The sequence below is a fragment of the Luteimonas terrae genome (genome assembly GCF_031457535.1).
Classification (GTDB): Bacteria; Pseudomonadota; Gammaproteobacteria; order Xanthomonadales; family Xanthomonadaceae; genus Luteimonas; species Luteimonas terrae_A.
Genome location: NZ_JAVDWO010000001.1, coordinates 86251 through 106126, shown reverse-complemented (window position 1 = coordinate 106126; position 19876 = coordinate 86251). Strand labels below are relative to the sequence as shown.

At 67.7% G+C, this 19876-nt stretch carries 12 protein-coding genes; 7 read left to right on the top strand and 5 right to left on the bottom strand.

Annotated features, from left to right (window positions below; translation table 11 throughout):
* The first annotated feature begins 38 nt into the window (after positions 1–38).
* The 4 genes from J2W68_RS00400 (at position 39) to J2W68_RS00385 (ending at position 6676) form a co-directional block, all read left to right on the top strand.
* Entirely contained in the window at positions 39–1988 is a 1950-nt protein-coding gene (locus J2W68_RS00400) for a sialate O-acetylesterase (RefSeq protein WP_430539652.1), read from the top strand.
* Positions 1989–2073: 85 nt separating this feature from the next.
* Positions 2074–3333, top strand: coding sequence for a D-mannonate dehydratase ManD (manD, locus tag J2W68_RS00395; RefSeq protein ID WP_310231506.1), 1260 nt, complete (start codon positions 2074–2076; stop codon positions 3331–3333).
* Positions 3334–3461: 128 nt separating this feature from the next.
* Entirely contained in the window at positions 3462–5216 is a 1755-nt protein-coding gene (locus tag J2W68_RS00390) for a glycoside hydrolase family 43 protein (protein WP_430539651.1), read from the top strand.
* On the top strand, positions 5213–6676 hold the full coding sequence (locus J2W68_RS00385) for a mannitol dehydrogenase family protein (RefSeq protein WP_310231501.1): 1464 nt from the start codon (positions 5213–5215) through the stop codon (positions 6674–6676). Before J2W68_RS00390 ends, J2W68_RS00385 begins: the two co-directional genes overlap by 4 nt.
* A 385-nt stretch (positions 6677–7061) precedes the next feature.
* Here J2W68_RS00385 and J2W68_RS00380 read toward each other — a convergent pair whose 3' ends face one another.
* Positions 7062–8273 carry an endo-1,4-beta-xylanase gene (locus J2W68_RS00380; protein ID WP_310231498.1) on the bottom strand — a complete coding sequence of 404 codons (1212 nt, stop codon included), beginning with the start codon at positions 8271–8273 and terminating at the stop codon, positions 7062–7064.
* Between the two features lie 236 nt (positions 8274–8509).
* Positions 8510–9934: a glucuronate isomerase gene (uxaC, locus tag J2W68_RS00375; RefSeq protein ID WP_310231496.1), complete on the bottom strand. Its 1425-nt coding sequence runs from the start codon at positions 9932–9934 to the stop codon at positions 8510–8512.
* Positions 9935–10077: 143 nt separating this feature from the next.
* Here uxaC and J2W68_RS00370 point away from each other — a divergent pair, with 143 nt between their 5' ends.
* Entirely contained in the window at positions 10078–10227 is a 150-nt protein-coding gene (locus tag J2W68_RS00370) for a hypothetical protein (RefSeq protein WP_310231494.1), read from the top strand.
* 456 nt (positions 10228–10683) lie between these two features.
* Positions 10684–10923, top strand: a complete 240-nt coding sequence (locus tag J2W68_RS00365; RefSeq protein ID WP_310231491.1) for a hypothetical protein — start codon at positions 10684–10686, stop codon at positions 10921–10923.
* Positions 10924–10965: 42 nt separating this feature from the next.
* On the opposite strand, the gene J2W68_RS00360 is transcribed toward J2W68_RS00365, so the two are convergent.
* The 3 genes from J2W68_RS00360 to J2W68_RS00350 form a co-directional block, all read right to left on the bottom strand.
* Positions 10966–13779, bottom strand: a complete 2814-nt coding sequence (locus J2W68_RS00360) for a glycosyl hydrolase 115 family protein (protein WP_310231488.1) — start codon at positions 13777–13779, stop codon at positions 10966–10968.
* Positions 13780–13889: 110 nt separating this feature from the next.
* Complete coding sequence (locus J2W68_RS00355) at positions 13890–14807, bottom strand: endo-1,4-beta-xylanase (RefSeq protein ID WP_310232412.1); 918 nt, start codon at positions 14805–14807, stop codon at positions 13890–13892.
* Positions 14808–15033: 226 nt separating this feature from the next.
* On the bottom strand, positions 15034–16347 hold the full coding sequence (locus J2W68_RS00350) for an MFS transporter (RefSeq protein WP_310231486.1): 1314 nt from the start codon (positions 16345–16347) through the stop codon (positions 15034–15036).
* 375 nt (positions 16348–16722) lie between these two features.
* Here J2W68_RS00350 and J2W68_RS00345 point away from each other — a divergent pair, with 375 nt between their 5' ends.
* Positions 16723–19689: a TonB-dependent receptor gene (locus J2W68_RS00345; protein ID WP_310231484.1), complete on the top strand. Its 2967-nt coding sequence runs from the start codon at positions 16723–16725 to the stop codon at positions 19687–19689.
* Positions 19690–19876 lie beyond the last annotated feature (187 nt).

Sequence of the window (19876 nt, the reverse complement as noted above, 5' to 3'; positions counted from 1 at the left end):
CCGGCGCCGCGCGTCGACCGGCCGGTGCATCCGCACGCATCGCTCTGGCGACGCTGCTGCTCGGTCTCGCGCCGTTCGCTCCAGCGCTGGCCGACGACGCCGAAGCGGCACTGCTGCATCCGCTGTTCCAGGATCAGGCCGTACTCCAGCGCGACCAGCCGATCCGCATCTGGGGCGAGGCGTCGCCCGGTGCGACCGTGCAGGTCGGACTGGCGCGGCATCGTCGCAGCGCACGCGCGGACGACGCGGGACGCTGGTCCGTCGAGCTGCCGGCGCTCCCCGCAGGCGGGCCGCATATGCTGACCGCACGCGCCGGCGACGTGTCGCGTACGGTCGCCGACGTGCTGGTCGGCGATGTCTGGCTGTGCTCCGGGCAATCGAACATGGAACTGCAGGTCTGGCGTTCGCTGGATGCGCGCGCGGAGATCGCCGGCGCGGACAGCGACACGATCCGTCTGCTGACCGTGCCGCAGGCCGGCCACCCGGCGCCGCAGGCGCGCTTCGGCGCCAAAACGCTTTGGCACACCGTGACACCCGATTCGATCCGGGATTTCTCCGCGGCCTGTTACTACTTCGCGCGCGAGCTGCAGAAGACCGTCGAGGTGCCGATGGGCCTGGTCAACGCGGCCTGGGGTGGGTCACGCATCCAGGCCTGGACCAGTGCCGAGGCGCTGCGCGCCGGCGGCGGCTACGACGCCGAACTCGACGTACTCGCGCTCTACGCCACCGATCCGGTCGCCGCACTCGCGCGCTGGGGGCAGGTGTGGACCGGCTGGTGGCAGCAGCGTCCGGGCATCGCCAACGACGACCGGCCCTGGGAAGGCAACGCCGATGGCGACGACTGGCGCGCCGCACCGCCGGAGCTCGGTGCATGGGAGCGCTGGGGCGTGCCGGAACTCGCCGCGTTCGACGGCATGCTCTGGTACCGGACGGCCGTGACGCTGACCCAGGCACAGGCCGCGCAGCCGGCGACCCTCGTGCTCGGGCCGGCCGACGAAATGGACACCACTTGGGTCAACGGCCAGGCGGTCGGCAGCACCTACGGCGCCGGCACGCCGCGCACCTACGCTCTGCCTGACGGCCTGCTGCGCGCCGGCGACAACCACATCGTCGTCAACGTGTTCGATACCTACCGCGAAGGCGGACTGGCCGGGCCGGCGTCCGCGCATGCGTTGAAGTTCGCCGACGGCAGCACGGCGCCATTCGATGGAGGCTGGCGCTATCGCGTGGTGCCGAACGCGGTCGGCTCGCCGCCGCGCGCGCCGTGGCAGTCCGCGGCCGGGTTGTCGACGCTCTACAACGGCATGATCGCGCCGCTTTCGGGCATGCGCCTGCGCGGCATGCTCTGGTACCAGGGCGAATCCAATACCTTCGAGGCGAATGCCTACGCCGGCCTGCTGCGCGGACTGCGCGACGACTGGCGCGGCCGCTTCGGGAATCCCGAGCTGCCGTTCCTCATTGTCCAGCTGGCCAACTACGGCACGCCTGCCGACGCGCCCGGCGACAGCGACTGGGCGGCTTTGCGCGAGGCGCAGCGCGCCGTCGCCGACGACCCGCACACGGCGCTGGCGGTGACGATCGACATCGGCGACCGCTACGACATCCATCCGGCGAACAAGCAGGTACTCGGCAAACGGCTCGCGCGTGCCGCGCGCCATGCGGTCTACGGCGAGGCGATCGCCGCGTCCGGTCCCGTGCCGCAGCAGGCGCGTCGCGAGGGTGGGGACGTGGTGCTGACGTTCGCCGATGTCGAGGGCGGGCTGTTCGTGCACGGCGCCGCCGGGCCGGTCGGCTTCGAGCTGTGCGGCGCGGGGGCCGACAGTTGTCGCTTCGTCGATGCCCGCGTCGAAGGCAACCGCGTGCGCCTGCGCGCCGACGCGGGGCCGACGCCGGTGCGCGTGCGCTACGCCTGGGCCGACGCGCCGCTGGTGAATCTGTTCGATGCCGCGGACCTGCCGGCAGGTCCGTTCGAGATCGAAATCCGCTGACCGAAATGACTGCGCCGCGTCGCCCGTGCGCGCGGCGCTGCAGGGCCCGTTCCACACCATCCGAATGACTGTTCCGGGAGCCACGATGTCGACCTCCAGTCCCCACGACCCGAGCCCCTACAGCTCGAACCGCGATCGCGAGATCGTCGAAGCGCGGGTCATCGTTACCTGTCCCGGCCGCAACTTCGTCACGCTGAAGATCGTCACCCGCTCGGGCGTGACCGGCCTCGGCGATGCCACGCTCAACGGACGCGAGCTCGCGGTCGCCTCGTACCTGCAGGACCACGTGGTGCCGAACCTGATCGGCCGCGATGCCGGCCGCATCGAGGACCTGTGGCAGTTCCTCTACCGCGGCGCGTACTGGCGGCGCGGTCCGGTGACGATGACCGCGATCGCCGCGGTCGACGTCGCGCTGTGGGACATCCTCGGCAAGATGGCCGGCCTGCCGCTGTACCAGCTGCTCGGCGGCCGCTCGCGCGAGGGCGCGCTGGTCTACGCCCACGCCAACGGCCGCGACATCGCCGAGGCCAGCGACGCGGTCGGTGCCTACATCGACAAGGGTTTCCTCGCGGTGCGCGCGCAATGCGGCGTGCCGGGCGTCAAGAAGGCCTACGGCATCTCCTCGGGCGGCAAGCCCTACGAACCCGCGGAGAGCGAACTGCCGGCCGAGACCGAATGGAACACGCCGCGATATCTGGAAACCGTGCCGGCGCTGTTCGAACGGGTACGCGCCGACCACGGCAGCGGCGTGGAACTGCTGCACGACGTGCACCACCGGCTCACCCCGATCGAAGCCGCGCGGCTCGGCCGCGAGCTCGAGCCCTACCGCCTGTTCTGGATGGAGGACGCGACGCCGGCCGAGAACCAGCGGTCGTTCGAGATCATCCGCCAGCACACGGTGACGCCGCTGGCGGTGGGCGAGGTGTTCAATTCGATCTGGGATTGCAAGCACCTGATCGAGCAGCAGCTGATCGACTACATCCGCACGACCATCGTGCATGGCGGCGGCATCACCCACATCCGCCGGCTCGCGGATTTCGCCGGTCTGCACCAGGTGCGCACCGGCTTCCACGGCGCGACCGATCTGTCGCCGGTCACGATGGGCGCGGCGCTGCACTTCGATACCTGGGTGCCGAACTTCGGCATCCAGGAGTACATGTTCCACAGCGACGAGGCCAATGAGGTGTTTCCGCACGACTACGTGTTCCGCGACGGCCGGCTGCATGTCGGCGACACGCCGGGGCACGGCGTGTCGATCGACGAGACGCTGGCGGCGAAATATCCCTACAGCCCGAAACAGTTGCCGATCGCCCGTCTTGAAGATGGCGCGATGTGGGACTGGTGAGCGACATGGAGAAGACCACGATGACCCGATCGATCGATGCCGCGCTGCCGGCCGCAGCGCAGACGACCGCCCCGTGTCCGGCCCGCACACCGATGCCGCACGCGTCGGCGCCTCGTGCCAGCGGTGAGATGCATGCAGCCGCATGGCAGCGGCGCGCAGCGTTCGCCGCTTCCGCGGGTGCGGCCCTGCTCGGCGCACTGGTGGCCGTGAGCGCAGCGCTCGCGCCCGCGTTTGCGCAGGCGCCGGCCTCGACCCCAGCCGCAGCGCCGTCCGCTGCCGAGCCCGTGCTGTTCGACTGGTTCGAATACACCGGCCGCGACCGCGCGTTCGAGATGCCGCTGCCCGAAGGCCAGTTCCGCAATCCGATTCTCGCCGGCTTCCATTCCGATCCGAGCATCGTCGCCGCGCGCGGCAAGTTCTACATGGTGCATTCCACGTTCACCTACTTCCCCGGCATCCCGGTGTTCGAGAGCGAGGACCTGGTGCACTGGACCCAGGTGGGCAGTGCGATCCATCGGCCCGGGCAGCTGGATTTCGACGGCCTCGGCCTGTCGCGCGGCGTGTTCGCGCCGACGATCGAGTACCACGACGGCACCTTCTACGTGGTCAACACCTCGGTCGATGGCGGCGGCAACTTCATCGTCACCACGACCGATCCCGCCGGCCCATGGTCGGATCCGGTGTGGCTGCCGGGCATCGGCGGCATCGATCCGTCGCTGTTCTTCGACGACGACGGCCGCGCCTACATCCTCAACAACGACGAGCCAGAGGGCCCGGTGCGCTACGACGGCCACCGCGCGATTTGGATGCAGGCGATCGATATCGAGACGCTGAAACCCTTCGGCCCGCGCAAGGTGCTGATCGACGGCGGGGTGAAGCCGGAAGAGAACCCGATCTGGATCGAGGGCCCGCACATCTACAAGGTCGACGGCTGGTACGTGCTGTCGAACGCGGAGGGCGGCACCGGGCCGCAGCATTCGCAGGTGGTACTGCGCAGCCGCGATGTCTGGGGTCCGTACATCCCGTACGAACACAATCCGATCCTCACCCAGCGCGACCTGCCGGCTGATCGCGACCTGCCGATCACCAATGCCGGCCACGTCGACATGGTCGAAGGCCCGGACGGCAACTGGTGGGCGGTGTTCCTCGCCAGTCGCAACTACGACGTGCGCCAGTACAACACCGGCCGCGAAACCTTCCTGCTGCCGGTGACCTGGAAAGACGGCTGGCCGACGATCCTGCCGCTGGGCGAGACGATTTCGTACACGCTGCCGGCGCCGTCGTGGATGACGGGCAGCGCCGACCAGGCGCCGATGTCGGGCAACTTCACCCGGCGCGACGAGTTCGACGGCACGCAGCTCGGACACGAATGGATGTTCGTGCGCGTGCCCAAACGCGACTGGGCCGATCTCGCCTCGCACCCGGGCAAGCTGGCGATCCACCCACTGCGCGAGGGGCTGGACACGCGCGGCAATCCGTCGTTCCTCGCGCGTCGCCAGCAACACCTCGTGTTCGAGGCCAGCGCCGCGCTCGCGCCGCCGGCGCGAGGCGTCGCCGCAGGATTGGCGGCATTCCAGAGCGGCAACCACTGGTACGTCGTCGGTGCGCGGCGCGATGCCGACGATGCGCTGCAACTGTTCGTCGAACGCGCCAAGGGCGAGAGCGCACCGACCGAGGTGTTGGCCACGCGCGCGGTGCCAGCTGCGGATGCGCTGCGCCTGCGGATCTCAGGCGACGAGGGCAAGATGGCGTTCGCCTTCGCGGCCGATGATGGCGACTGGCAGCCGCTGCTGGAAGGCGCGGACGCGACCATGCTCAGCACCGACGATGCCGGTGGTTTCGTCGGCGTGACCCTGGGCCCGTACGCACGCGACGAGCGATGAGCCTGCCTCGTCTGTCGGACGATACGCTGGCCGCGCTGCCGCCGACGGTGGCGCGGCTGGCCTTCGATCGCGCCGACACACGCATCGGCATCGTCCATCTGGGTGTCGGTGCCTTCCACCGCGCGCACCAGGCGGTCTACATCGACGATCTGCTGGCCGACGATCCGGACTGGGCGATCTGCGGCGTGTCGCTGCGCAATCCCGACGTGCGCGATGCGTTGCGTCCGCAGGACGGCCTGTACACGCTGGCGCTGCTCGACGGCGGACCGACGCTGCGCGTGATAGGTGCGTTGCGCGAGGTGCTGTGCGCGGCCGACGAACGCGATGCGGTGCTCGCGCGACTGGCTTACCCGGATGTGCGCCTGGTAATGCTGACGGTGACCGAGAAGGGCTATTGCCTGTCGGCCGACGGCGTCGATCTCGCGCATCCGGACATCGCCCGCGATCTCGCAACGCCGGCGTCGCCGTCGAGCGCGATCGGCGTCATCGTCGCCGGGCTCGCCCTGCGGCGGGCGCAGGGGTTGCCGGCGTACACGGTGCTGAGCTGCGACAACCTGACTGATAACGGTGGACGCCTGCGGCGCGCGGTGCTGCAGTATGCGCGCCAGTTCGATACCGGACTGGCGGACTGGATCGACGCGCACGCGACGTTTCCGCGCTCGATGGTCGACAGCATCACCCCGGCCACTGACGATGCGCTGCGCGCCGACGTCGACGCTGCGCTCGGCCTGCACGACGCCTGGCCTGTGCAGCGCGAGCCGTACGCGCAGTGGGTGGTCGAGGACGCGTTCTGCAACGGCCGGCCGCCGCTGGAACGCGTCGGCGTGATTCTCAGCAGCGACATTGCCGGCTGGGACCGCGCCAAGCTGCGCCTGCTCAACGGGCCGCACAGCGCGCTGGCCTATCTCGGCCGGTTGCTGGAACTGGAGACCGTCAGCGACGCGATGCGGCATCCGGCGTTGTCCGCGTTCGTGGAGCGCCTGATGCGCGAGGACATCGCACCCACGCTCGGGGCGATGGACGGCTTCGACGCCCAGGCCTACATCGGCGCGATCCTGGAGAGGTTCCGTAATCCCGCGATCCGCCATCGGCTGGGCCAGATCGCCTGGGACGGCTCGCAGAAGATTCCCGTGCGCCTGCTCGGCACGATTACCGATGCACGCGCAGCGGGTCGATCCATCGACAGGCTGTGCCTGCCGGTCGCCGCGTGGATGCACTTCGTCCGGCGCCAGGCGCAGGCCGGTGTCGCGCTGGACGATCCAATGGCGGACAGGCTGGCTTCGGTCGGCGCCACGATGATCGTCGACGCGCGCCAGGACGTGACTGCGATCCTGGCGTTGGACCAGGTGTTCGACGCGGTGGTCAATGACGCGCGGATCGGCGATGCGCTCGTGCGTGCCTATGCCGTACTTGGGGATGCGACGCCTGCCGATGTCGAGCGGGCGCTCGCCGCGGTTTGAGTTGCGAGCTCCCTGAGTATGCGGATCGCATTGCTCGAGGATTAAACGTAGCAACGGCGCATAGGCGTCACGGCACTGACCGCCGCTGGATGGCCTTTCCCGTCATTCCCGGGGGCTCTCAATAACCCAACGGCTGATCAGGCTGGAATCCGTAGACGTCGGGCCTGCGATCAGCAAAGTCCATGGATTCCCGCTTTCGCGGGAATGACGGAAGTGCCCCGAGTGCCTGCCCCGCGCACTTCAGGCGTCCTGAAGTGCTTAGCGGCTCACCTGTTGAGGTCCCTCGTCATTTCCGCGAAAGCGGGAATCCAGTGCCTCAGGCCAGAAGCCCGCGATACACCCGGATGCGCCGAATGCGCCGAATGCGCACAGATGAGAGTGCGGATCAGCGCGAGCCCGCCTCCACCGGTACCGCCAGCACCGCCTCCAGCGCCTGCTTCGGCTGGCCCTCGCGGTCGAACAGCAGCGTGTAGTTGATGCGCCCGGGAATCGGGTAATCGTTCTTCCACGACATGCCGTCCTCGACGCCCCAGACGCTGACGCGCTCGATGACGTCGCGCCTGCGGTGGAACAGACGGAACAGTTCGGCATAGCGCTCGGCCAGCTGTTGCTGCACCTCGGCCGGCAGCCCCTCGCGATAGGGATCCAGATAACGCTTGAACTCTGGCAGCTGGAACTGCGGATGCTGCATGCCGGTGCCGATGATCTGGCCCTCGCGGGTCAGCGGGAGCACGTCGATGTCCAGCTCGGTGATCATCACCTTGACCCCGAGCGCGGCGTAGGCGTCGATCGAGGTTTCGATGTCGTCGAGAGACGGATAGTTGAGGCCCCAGTGGCCCTGCATGCCGATGCCGTCGATGCGGATGCCGGCGTCCTGCAGCATCTTCACCATACGCACGATGCCGGCGCGCTTCTCCGGGCGCCAGGCGTTGAAATCGTTGTAGTACAGCGCGGTATCGGGCGCATACCGGCTGGCGGCCTCGAACGCCAGGCGCACCACCGCATCACCATCGCCGCCGAAGGCGCGGGTCCACACGGTGTCGCGGTACTCGCCATCCTCGCCGATGATCTCGTTGACCACGTCCCAGGCATCGACGCGGCCGGCGTAGCGCCCGGCCACCACCTCGATGTAGTCGCGCAGGCGCTCGGCCATCACGTCGGGCCCTGCCGGCGTGCCGTCGTCGGCCTCGAAGAACCAGGCGGGTGTCTGGTTGTGCCACACCAGGGTGTGGCCGATCAGGTACATGCCGTGGCGCTCGCCATAGGCGACGAACGCATCGGCCGGCCCGAAGTCCCAGACGCCGGGCTGCGGATGCAGCACCTCGGCCTTCATCACGTTCTCGGCGGTCAACGCGTTGAAGTGCCGGGGCACCAGCGCTTCGCTGCGCGGGTCGCGGCCGGCGACGATGTCGTCGTTGACCGCGGTGCCGAACAGGAAGGCGCCGCGGTAGGCGTCCTTGAGCGTCGACGCCACTTCGCCTGCGCTGGTGGATTGCGGGGCAGGGGCCTGATTGCGCGGCGCAGCCGTCGCAATCAGGGTGAAGCCGCAGAGCAGTGCCACCGCGAGTGCAGATGCGAAGCAGGTGCGTCGGGTCATCGGAATCTCCTTGATGCTGAAGGTGTGTCATGGCGCCGGCTGCGCTGCGACCGTCCGCGAGCGTGCGCGGGCTGGCTCGTCCGGTCGTTGATCGTGCCCGCGTTCCGCAGATCACAATGCGACCGGCGCATGCTCAAGTGGCAACACGCTGCGTGCGTCTGCCTGGTGCTGACGGCGCGATACGTCTGCGCAATCGGGAATCGTTCGGTTGCGAAAGAATCCATGCCGATGCCGTTCTAGAGCCGGTAGGCCCGCTTCGGCAGCCGGTAGGCGAGGTCGATCGCGACCTCGGTCGCCTCGTCCTCGTCGATACGGTGCTCGGCGACCAGCTTGGCGAGGAACGCGCAGTCCACCCGGCGCGCGACGTCGTGCCGCGCCGGAATCGACAGGAACGCGCGCGTGTCGTCGTTGAAGCCGACGGTGTTGTAGAAGCCGGCGCTGGCGAGTGTCTGCTCGCGGAAGCGCCACATGCCCTCCGGCGCGTCGTGGAACCACCAGGCCGGGCCGAGGAACAAGCAGGGGTAGTGGCCCGCCAGCGGCGCGAGCTCGCGCGCGTAGGTGCTTTCGTCGAGCGTGAATACGATCAGGGTGAAGCCGGGTTCGTTGCCGACGCGGTCGAGCAGCGGCTTGAGCGCGTGCACGTAGTCGGTGCGCAGCGGAATGTCGGCGCCCTTGTCGCGGCCGTAGCGGGCGAACAGGTCGCGGTTGTGGTTGCGGAAGCAGCCGGGATGGATCTGCATGACCAGCCCGTCGTCGAGGCTCATCTTCGCCATCTCGGTCAGCATCTGCGCGCGGAACAGCTCGGCTTCGGCCGGTGTCGCTGCGCCGCGTACGACGGTGTCGAACAGGCGACGCGCGTCGGCGTCGGACAGGTCCGCGGTCGCGCAGCTCGGGTGCCCGTGGTCGGTCGACGTGGCGCCGTGCGCGGCGAAGAACGCGCGCCGCTGGCGATGCGCGCGCAGGTAGCCGGTCCAGTCGAAGACGTCTTCGCCGGTGAGCGCGCCGAACTGGCGCAGCGCATCGGGGAATTGCTCGTGCTCCGGATCGATGACCGGATCCGGACGGTAGGCGGTCAGCACCCGGCCCGACCAGCCGCTCTCGCGGATCGTCGCGTGGTGGGTCAGCGGGTCGAGCGGCGACTCGGTGGTCGCGATGACTTCGATGTTGAAGCGCTCGAACAGGGCGCGCGGTCGGAACGCCGGCGTCTGCAGCGCGGCGGTGATGGTGTCGTAGTAGTCGTCTGCGGTCGCGGCCGAGAGCCGCTGGCGCAGGCCGAACACATCGTGGAATACGTGATCGAGCCACATCGATGACGGCGTGCCGCGGAACAGCGTCCAGCGTTCGGCGAACAGCCGCCACGCGTCACGCGGATCGACCTCGGCGCGCGATCCATCCGCGCGCGGGATGCCCAGCGCATCCAGATCCACGCCCTGGCTGTAGAGCTTGCGGAACACGTAGTGGTCCGGCACCAGCAGCAGCTCGGTCGCATTGGCGAACGGCGCATTGATTGCGAACCAGGCCGGGTCGGTGTGGCCATGCGGGCTGACGATCGGCAGCCCGGTGACTTCGGCATGCAGGCGTCGCGCGATGTCGCGCTGGGTCGGGTCCGACGGGAAAAGCCGGTCGGGGTGCAGGGTGAGGGGGTGGGGGGCGTGCGTCATGACGAGGCTCGGATCGAATGTGTTGGTGTCTGCTGGCGGAGGCGAATTGGGTTCATTGCTGCTGCAGCGGCACGCCGGATACGACGCCATCGCGCAGGTTCGTGAGCTTCGGGTCGGCGGCGCGGGATGCCGGGCCTGCACTGGTGAAAGTCGATGCCCCGATGAGCTGGAACGGCGTGCCACCGCCCGCTCGCCGCGCGCATGCTGTTGCTGTTGCTGTTGCTGTTGCTGTTGCTGTTGCTGTTGCTGTTGCTGTTGCTGTTGCTGTTGCTGTTGCTGTGCTGTTGATCTGATCGAGCCGTAAAGCGAGCCGAGCATCGCAGGGCCGCGAGGCCGGAGAGCAGCCCATGTCTGAGCGCAGCGAGTTTGGGCTGCGTGCCTCGTGGACCGAGAAGCGCAGGGGCCCGATGCGGCTTCATCGCATCGGATCGCGTCCGGCGAAGGGGGTTTTTGGTTCCTTTTTGGCCCGTCAAAAAGGAACTCGCACGCGGCAGCGGGCGAAAGCCCTGCACTTGCATTCGCATTTCCTGTGTTTCGACAGGCGTTCAGTGGGAGAGGCAAGATCAACTGCTTCCGCGCTGTTGCGCGGCTTACTTTTGTCTTGTCAAAAGTAAGCAAAACCGCCTTCGCCGGACGCGATCCGGCCGGGCTTCGCCCGTCCGGTCCCCTGCGCTCCTCGCCTGACGCGGCACGGCGCCCAAACTCGCTGCGCTCAGACATGGGCGCCTCTACGGCCGCGCCAGGCTCCGGTGCTCGGCTCGCTTTACGGCTCGACACAGCAAGAGCCAAAGCAGAAGCAGAAGCAGAAGCAGAAGCAGGAGCAGAAGCAGAAGCAGAAGCAGAAGCAGAAGCAGAAGCAAAAGCAAAAGCAGGAGCAGGAGCAGGAGCACCGGCCCGGGCACGGGCCACGGCCAGAGCGGACGCGCAGGCGGCAGCAGGAATACGAAGCGCGGAAGAAGCAGGCAGCACGGCCGCGATGGCAGCGCTAGCCGCTATCGATTGGCATGCCGTCAAACGGGAACCCGCCTGGATCACCGCCGCACACTCTCCGGCGGCCCGAGATAACTCGGCCGCACCCCGTCCCGCACGATCTCGATCCGCTGCACCACGACACCCGGATCGATCCGCCACAGCTTCAGCGTCTGTGCGCCACCCTCGACCCGGTGCCGCGAGGTCGCCACGTGCACGCTGTCGCTGACCGCGCGCTCCCAGGCCTGGAACTGCGGATGGCCGGGCGTCGGATCGAGATGCATCGTGACGTCTTGCGGCGCGGCATCATCGAACGAGACGGCGTAGCGCAGGCCGCCGCGATGCTGGTAGTCGAGCGTCGGCGACAGCACGACGCGGACCTCGACCTCGCCGGCGCTCGCCAGATGCACCGGGTATTCGAGCCACGCGCCGGACGCGTCCGCGGTCGTCGCGGCCGCGGTGACGGGCACCGAGGTGACCGCCGACAGCGTGCGGCCCAGGTTGGGGATCGTCTCCCAGCCAAGACCGTCCGGCGCGACCGCACGCGCGTGGTGCGCGGCTTCGATCGCGATCACGCCTTCGCTTTCCACGAAGCCGGTGACCGCCGAGGCCGGTTTCGACACGGGCACGGTGACGCGCACTTCGGTGCGGTCGCTGCCGAGCAGGTCGATCTGGCCGACATGGTCGCCGGCCGGCAGCGCATCCCAGTCGACGTCGATGCGCAGCGGCGTTTCGGCCGTGACTTCGCCCGCGGCCGGCGTCACCCGCAGCCAGGGCTGCGAGGCCGTCGCGATGAACGTGAACGGCGCGAGCCCGCGATTGAAGACGACGACCTCGCGTGATGGCACGCCGTGCGCGTCCAGTTGTGGCAGGCGCGCACGCGTGGTCGGCACCGGCCAGCCGCGCGCATCACCGTCGACCGCGACGCCCATCGTGCCGCGCTCGCGCACGTCGACCCGCGACAGCGCCGGCATGACATTGCGATCGGGCTGCTGCCAGTGGGTGTAGCCGATGCGCGGCTGCGACATCATGTGGATCCACTTGCCGCCGGCGATGTCCTGCTCGTAGACGCGCGCGAGTTCGGCGTCGCGGGCGAAGCGGCGTTCGGCCTCGTCGGCCCAGGCGTTCGCCGAGGCGCGCCCCTGCGCCGCATGCAGCCGGTTGCGGGCGACGGCGATGTAGAGGTGCGCGAGGTTCGCACTGGCCAGCACGGGATATTCCACAAGCTGGTAATACGCATCACGATGCGCACCGCCGAGTGCGGTGCCGATGTGCTGTGTGCGTTCGACCAGCGCATCCCAGTCCGCGAGTACGCGATCGGCCTCGCCGAAGTTGACCAGGCTCCAGGTCTCCGGCGACTGCAGCTCGGGTTTGCGTCGCGCGTTGTACTGGGTGTAGCGGGTCAGGATCTCGCCGATCTCCGCCGCATGGGTATCGCCGAACTGCTCGGCGGCGAAGGCCTGCGGATAGGCGCTCACCGCCTCGACCGGATACGCATCGGGCGCCCAGGCGTAGTCAAGGAAAAAACTGATCGGAAATTCCATCGGCTTGATGTCGCCGACATTGACCACCCACAGCCGGTCGGCGCCGTGCGCATGTGCCAGCCGCATCTGCTCCCAGACGCGCTCGATCTGGGTGGTGTTGATCCACTTGTAGTTGCGCGGCCCGCCGACGTAATCGAAGTGGTAGTAGACGCCGTAGCCGCCTGCGCGGGTCGCGTCGGGCGTGGGCAGCCGGCGGATGTTGCCCCAGTTGTCGTCTGCGAACAGCAGGGTCACGTCGTCGGGCACCTGCATGCCGGCGTCGAAATAGTCCTGCACTTCCTTGTACAGCGCCCACACCTGCGGCGTGGCCTCGACCGGCCGGCCGGTGACCTCGGCGAGGATGCGGCGCTGGTCGGCGACGATGGTCTCGAGCAGCGTGGTCGCGGTGGCGTCGCTCATCGGCTCGTCGCCGTCGCCGCGCATGCCCAGGGTCACGACGTTCTCGTTCGTGCCCATGCGGCGGATGCCCTCGCGCCAGAAGTCCTGCAGCCGCTCGCGGTTGCGGGTGTAGTCCCACGCGCCCTCGCCATGCCGCGACCATTCGACATGCGCGCGCATCATCGGTTCGTGGTGGCTGGTGCCGATGACGACGCCCATCTCGTCGGCGAGGATGGCGTTTTGCGGATCGTCGTCGTAGAACGCGCGGCCCCACATCGCCGGCCACAGGTAGTTGCCCTTGTGCCGGAGGATCAGCTGGAATACGCGTTCGTAGAACTGGTGGTTCGGCCCGCCGTAGGTCGCCGCCATCCAGCCGCCGAGGGCCGGATCCTCGTCGTTGATGAAGATGCCGCGGTAGCGCACCGCCGGCGCGTCGACGAAGCGACCCGGTGCGATGTGCAGCGCGGTCTTGCGTTCGGGTGCCACGTCGGCCCACCAGGTCCACGGCGAGACGCCGATCCGCCGCGAGAGCTCGTACAGGCCAAAGATTGTGCCGCGCTTGTCGGCGCCGATGATCACCAGGGCGCGCTCGATGCCGGGCTCAGGCGCGTCGACGAGCTGCAGCGAATAGCCTTCCCACTGTCCTTCGACACCGGTGGTGTCGAGCGCGTGCTCGCGCACGATGCGATCGATGCGCGGGCTGTGGCCGAGGGTGCCGGCAATGATCGCGAGCCGCGGCGTGCCGGTCGGCGCGTGCAGGGCGCTGGCTCCCACGCCCGAGACGGCGGCGAGATCCGCACGCAGGTCGTCGGCGGCACGCGCGACGCCGGGGAAGTCTGCAGCGTCGATCAATACCGGCAGCGGACGACCGTCATCGATCAGGGCGAGCGCGTTGGGCACGGCCTGCACACAGACCGCGGCAGCCTGCGCGCAGTCGCGGGCGTGCAGCGGCATGGCGCAGACCAGGGCCAGAAGAAGCAGTGCACCTGTAGGAGCGCGCTTGCGCGCGAAGAGGCTTTTTCCGTGACCTTGGTTCGCGCGCGAGCGCGCTCCTACACTCGGCATCACTGCTTGACCTCCCCGCGCACATAGCTGCGCAGCCATTCCATCGCCGGACGCTCGCTGCCGTCCTCGCGAATCAGGTAGGCGCCCTGTTCGTCGCGCCAGAGCCCACGACGGAAGCCCCACAGCGTCATGCCCTCGATGGCAGGATGCTCCCAGAACACCGGGAACACGCGCTGGTAGCTGGCCAGCTGCACGGCATCGTCGACGCCGTCGAGATCGAACTCGGTCACGTGCACCGGCAACCCGGTCGCGCCGAGTGCATCGAGATTGGCCCTGTGCACGTCCATCGAGGTCTCTTCGGTCGTCGCGAACGCATGCCCCTGCACGCCGATCACGTCGACCAAGTTCTCGGCTTGCAGCAGGCGCACGATCTCGAGATAGCGCCGGGTTGCATCCTCGCTGTTGGTGACGCTGTACTCGTTGAGCATTAGCTTTGAATCCGGAAAGTGCGTGCGCGCGAGGCGGAAGGATTCGAGGATCCAGTCCCAGCCGGTCTCGCCGTCGCCGCCCAGCGCTCTGGCATAGTTCCCGCCGTCCTCGTCATCCTTCGACGGCGGATCGTTGAGCGGCTCGTTGACCACTTCGACGATGTCGATGCCTGGATAGCGTTCGGCCACGGCTGCGAACCATTCCTCGATCTCGGCGCGCTGCTCCTCGGGTGGCAGGCTGCGGACCCACTCTGGCTGCTGGTTGCCCCAGACCATCACGTGCATCTGGAACGGCAGGTCGTTGTCCTGTGCGACGCGCCACGCGGCGTCGAGCTCGTCCCACTGCATGACATCGCGTTCGGCCTCCACCTCGCCCCACTTGCCGCCGTTCTCCGGCGTGACTTTGTTCCAGTAGTCGATGAAGCCCTCGGCTTGCGGCGGACTGTGCGCGCCCCCCAGGAACTTCGCATGGCCTGCGGCGATGGGCATGGGCGCGTCGGGACCGGTCTGTGTGGCGCCGTCGACCGGCGATGCGTCGTCCTGCGCGCCGCAGGCGGCAAGGACGTAGGGGAGCGCGATCAGCGCGGCCAAGGGTGCGGTTCTGGAACGGAACATGGGCGTCAGGCCTCCGGGCACGATGGGGCGGGCATGGAACGTAGTCGAGGCGTGGCGTTCGCCCGCGGGATGGATGCTGCAGGACGGATCCGCGTGACGGTCACGACGACACGCGGGGTGCGAGGTCGAGGCGCGCGGGTTCGAGACGCGGCGCCAGGACATGGATCGCCAGCAGCGCGGCGAGATACGCGCCACCGGCCATGAAAAACATCGCGGCGTAACTGCCGGTATAGCCGCGCAGCCAGCCGGCGCCGAGGTTCATGAAGAAACCGCCCATCGCGCCGGCGAAGCCGCCGATGCCGACCACGGACGCGACGACGGCGCGTGGAAACATGTCCGAGGTCAGCGTGAACAGATTGGCGGAAAAGCCCTGGTGCGCCGCGGCCGCGAGCCCGATCAACCACACCGCGACCCACTGGCCTTCCACATGCGGCGCGAACACCACCGGCAGGATGCACAGCGCGCAGATCAGCATCGTGGTCTTGCGCGCCGCATTAGCGCTCCAGCCGCGCTGCATCAGCCGCGAACTGAACCAGCCGCCGCCCACTGAACCGACGTCCGCGAGCAGGAACACGGTCACCATCGGCAGGCCGATCGTGCGCAGGTCCACGCCGAAGCGGTCGGCCAGGAACATCGGAAACCAGAACAGGTAGAACCACCACACCGAGTCACTGAGGAACTTGCCCACCGTGAACGCCCAGGTCTGGCGGAAGCGCAGCAGTTGCAGCCACGAGGCACGCACCGGCGGGTCGGGTGGATCGCTGTTGATCAATGCCAGTTCCGCCGGCGACACCTTGGGGTGTTCGGCCGGACGCCGGTAGACCGGCAACCAGAACGCGAGCCACACCAGACCGGCCAGCCCGGTCACGACGAAGGCCGTGCGCCAGCCCCAGGTGAGCGCCAGCCACGGCACCAGCAGGGGCGCCACGATCGCACCGATGTTGGAGCCGGCATTGAAGACGCCGGTCGCGAACGCGCGCTCGCGCTTGGGAAACCACTCGGCGACGGTCTTTACCGCAGCGGGGAAATTGCCCGATTCGCCCAGACCGAGCACGAAGCGCGCGATGCTGAAACCGATGACCGACTTCGCCAGTGCATGCGCCGCGGCCGCGAACGACCACAAGGTGAGATACACGCTGTAGCCGACGCGCGTGCCGACGCGATCGATGAACCAGCCTGCGAACAGGAAGCCGATCGCATACGCCAGGGTGAAGGACGCGCTGATCACGCCGTAGTCCTGTTCGGTCCAGCCGAATTCGACGCGCAGCGTCGGCGCCAGCACGCCCAGCACTGCGCGATCGACGTAATTGATCGTGGTCGCAAAGAACAGCAGCGCGCAGATCACCCAGCGATATCGGCTGATCGTACCGACGGGCGAGGGCGCGTCACGCACAGCGTCGACGGGCGTATTCATTGGCGGATTTGCTGCGCGTTGGGCGCGCGCCTCGGTGTCGGCACCATCGATGTCCCCTGGCGGAATTCGCCCGATCAGTGATAGCGCTATCACTAACACAGGCGATTCGCGAAGGCGTTCTGCAGCGCATCAATCCCGCGTTGCGGAGTTCCCAGCGACCGATATGCGCTGCAATGCAGCGTAAAAACACGATTATCGGCGCGTTGTTCGCCATGCTGCTGCGCAGCGTGACGGCGGCAGAATGATAGCGCTACCTTGAAAACGTCATCTCGGAACACCGGTTTCCGCGGGGTCGGGGTACACGCAGAACAAGCCATGCTGCCGACGCGCACACGCGTCCGGACAGCCAGTCACCAGAAACGGGAGGGGAGTACGGTGCAAGTGAATGTCACACGAACCACATTGTCACGCGCGTTGAGTCTGGCGCTTCTGGGAATGGCGAGCGCATCCGTGCTGGCCCAGAATCCGCCGCCTCCATCCCCGCCGGAGCCGACACCGCCGCAACCGGCGGAATCCGCTGCCGTCACCCAGCTCGATACGGTGTCGGTCACCGGCTACCGTCAGAGCCTGCAGTTCGCCACCGACGCGAAACGCGATTCCACCGGCTTCACTGATTCGATCTTCGCCGAAGATCTGGGCAAGTTTCCCGATACCAACATCGCCGAATCGCTGACCCGCATCCCGGGCATCCAGTTGAATCGCGACGTCAACGGCGAAGGCCTGAACATCGCGATCCGCGGCCTGGGCAGCAGCTTCACCAAGACGCTGATCAATGGCGCATCGGTGGCCACCGCATCGATCGGCCTGGACGCGACCAACCAGAACCGCGAGGTCGATCTCAACATCTTCCCGACCGAATTCTTCAACCAGGTCACGGTGTACAAGTCGCCGCAGGCCAGCCTGCCCGAAGGTGGCGCTGCCGGCGTGGTCGACATGCGCAGCGTGCGTCCGTTCGACATGCCGGGCACCCATGTCACCTATCACCTGCAGGCGGATTACAACGACGTCAGCGAGAAGACCAGCCCGCGCGGCTCGTCGATCTTCAGCTGGACCAACGACGAGGGCACCTTCGGTACCCTGGTCGGCGTGACCTCGTCGCGCGGCAAGATCGGCGTCGAAGGTTTCGAGACGATCGGCTGGACCAATCCCAACCTCACCAATGCGCAGTGCGGCAACGGTGGTGCGGCCGGCGGATTTCCCGCGCTCGGCGAACGCTGCAACGTGACAGGCGGCAATGGCTGGCGGATTCCGGACGTCGTGCCCGACAACGCGTCGACGCGTGCAGCCGGCCTCACGCCAGGCACCCCGATCGATGCCGCCTGGTTGCTTGCCAACAATCCGGGCCTGACGACCGATCAGATCGGCGAGGCCCTGATCCCGCGGCTCGGACGTCCGGTGTACATGTCCGGCGATCGCGACCGTGACGCGGTGCTGGCTTCGATGGAATGGCGCCCGAGCGATCGGCTGCATGTCTGGGTGGATGCGCTGTACACCAAAGCCAAGCGCACCAACGAGCGCATCGACGTCAACCTGATTGGTCGCAACGGTCAGCTGATTCCGATCGACATGCAGCTCGATGCGAACAACGTGGTCACCGATGCAACCTTCACCAACGCGCAGTTCTTCCTCGAATACCGGCCGTACGAAGAAGACGTGCAGTACTGGCACGTCACCCCCGGCGCGACGTTCTGGTTCACCGACGACGTCAAGCTGGACGTCGAAGCCAACATGAGTCGCAGCTGGATGTTCCGCGAGTCGCCGACGATCCTCATCAACTCGCCGTTCACCACCGTGCAGTACGCCAACGACGGCGGCGTGCCGACCTTCAATTCCGATCTCGATCTCAACGATCCGAATCTCGGCTGGAGCTGGGCCGGCGGTGGCCGCGTCAACGTGCAGAACGAAAAGCGGGTGACCGAGACGAGCGGCGTCCGGGCTGACCTGCAGTTCGGCGAGGACAGCCGCAACGTCCGGGTCGGCGTGGCCTGGGACCGCAACGCCCGCACGATCCGCGGCTTCGACAACAGCCCCGCGTGGGAGGATTTGGTGTGCCGCGGTCTGAACCCCGACGGCAGTGTTCCTGATCCGCGGCCGGCCTGTGATGGCAACGCGGGCGCGTTGATCACCAACGCCGAGCTGGCGTCGTATTTGCTGCCTGGGCCGCAGGGTTTCATCACCGTTGACGGCAACCGCTTCAAGAACGCGACCGATTATTACCGCTACCGCGACGAGGCCCCGGAATCCGGCGGTCCCAATACCGGCGGTGCGACCGGTGGCTTTACCGAGCGTACGCTGGCGGCGTACATCGAACTCAACGGCGAAACCGAGATCTGGAACCGCAACCTGCGCTTCAACGCGGGCATGCGCTGGGCCAGCACCGATCAGGACATTGCGGGCCCGGTGACGATCGGCGGCGTACGCCAGTACCAGACCCTGACCGGCGACTACAGCGAGTGGCTGCCGTCCTTCAGTGCGGCCTGGGATGTCGCCGACAAGGTGGTGCTGCGCATGTCGGGTTCGCGCACCATGACCCGCCCCAATCCGAGTTCGATGCTGCCCTCGACGGTCTTCACCGACCAGTCGGCGCAGGTCGCCTCGCAGGGCAACCCGGAACTCACGCCGTATCTGTCGACGAACTTCGACCTCGGCGGCGAGTGGTACACCGGCGACGAGGGTTTCGTCGGCCTGACGCTCTTCAACAAGCGGGTCGAGGGCTACACCTTCCAGGGCGTGACCACGCGTCCGTTCCTGGATCTGGGCATCCCGTTCGAGGATCTGACCGAAACCCAGCGGGACGCGATCAACAACCGCGGCGGTCCGGGCGTCGCCACGGTCAACGTCAATCAGCAGGTCAACGCCGACGCGGCGCTCAACATCCGCGGCTGGGAAGCGATCTGGGTGCAGCCGCTGAGCTTCGTGTTCGATGGCCTGGGCTTCATGGCCAACTACACCAAGATCGACATCTCCACCGAGGGCCGCGATGCCAGCGCCTTGTCGGGCAATGTCTACGGCGTGGCGCCATCGCTGTGGAACGCGACCGCGTACTGGGAAAACGATGTCGCATCGCTGCGGCTGTCCTACTCCTGGCAGGAAGGCGCCTTCGGCACCGGTCCCAACCAGCAGGGCATTCCGGAGGCGCAGATCTTCGGTGACGACCGTGGGCAGCTGGACCTGTCGGCCGGCTACACCTTGGCCAACCTGCCATCGAAGCCGCAGATCACGTTCAACATCCTCAACATCACCGGGGAGGAGCGGCGTTCGAACTTCTGGTACGCCAATGCCGTCAACGATCTCTACGACCCCGGCACCACGTACACCATCGGCATCCGGGGCACGTTCTGAATCCGGGTCCCGCTGTGCCCGCCTCCCCACGGTCTGTCCCGGCGTTCCGGCGCCGGGGCGGGTCGTGTTTTTCCTCGCGTCACGCCCATCGACGTGTCACCGGCGCCGCAGCCCTTGCGGTGACTGATGCGCGCCGGTGGACGTGTCCGGGTCCTTGACGCAACGTCGGCATCGGCCGTCCCCACAC

Bases quoted from the DNA above. Each gene is read 5' to 3' on its own strand.
- manD (WP_310231506.1), top strand. From the start codon at position 2,074: ATGTCGACCTCCAGTCCCCACGACCCGAGCCCCTACAGCTCGAACCGC.
- J2W68_RS00390 (WP_430539651.1), top strand. From the start codon at position 3,462: ATGCATGCAGCCGCATGGCAGCGGCGCGCAGCGTTCGCCGCTTCCGCG.
- J2W68_RS00385 (WP_310231501.1), top strand. From the start codon at position 5,213: ATGAGCCTGCCTCGTCTGTCGGACGATACGCTGGCCGCGCTGCCGCCG.
- J2W68_RS00380 (WP_310231498.1), bottom strand. From the start codon at position 8,273: ATGACCCGACGCACCTGCTTCGCATCTGCACTCGCGGTGGCACTGCTC.
- uxaC (WP_310231496.1), bottom strand. From the start codon at position 9,934: ATGACGCACGCCCCCCACCCCCTCACCCTGCACCCCGACCGGCTTTTC.
- J2W68_RS00360 (WP_310231488.1), bottom strand. From the start codon at position 13,779: ATGCCGCTGCACGCCCGCGACTGCGCGCAGGCTGCCGCGGTCTGTGTG.
- J2W68_RS00355 (WP_310232412.1), bottom strand. From the start codon at position 14,807: ATGCCCATCGCCGCAGGCCATGCGAAGTTCCTGGGGGGCGCGCACAGT.
- J2W68_RS00350 (WP_310231486.1), bottom strand. From the start codon at position 16,347: ATGAATACGCCCGTCGACGCTGTGCGTGACGCGCCCTCGCCCGTCGGT.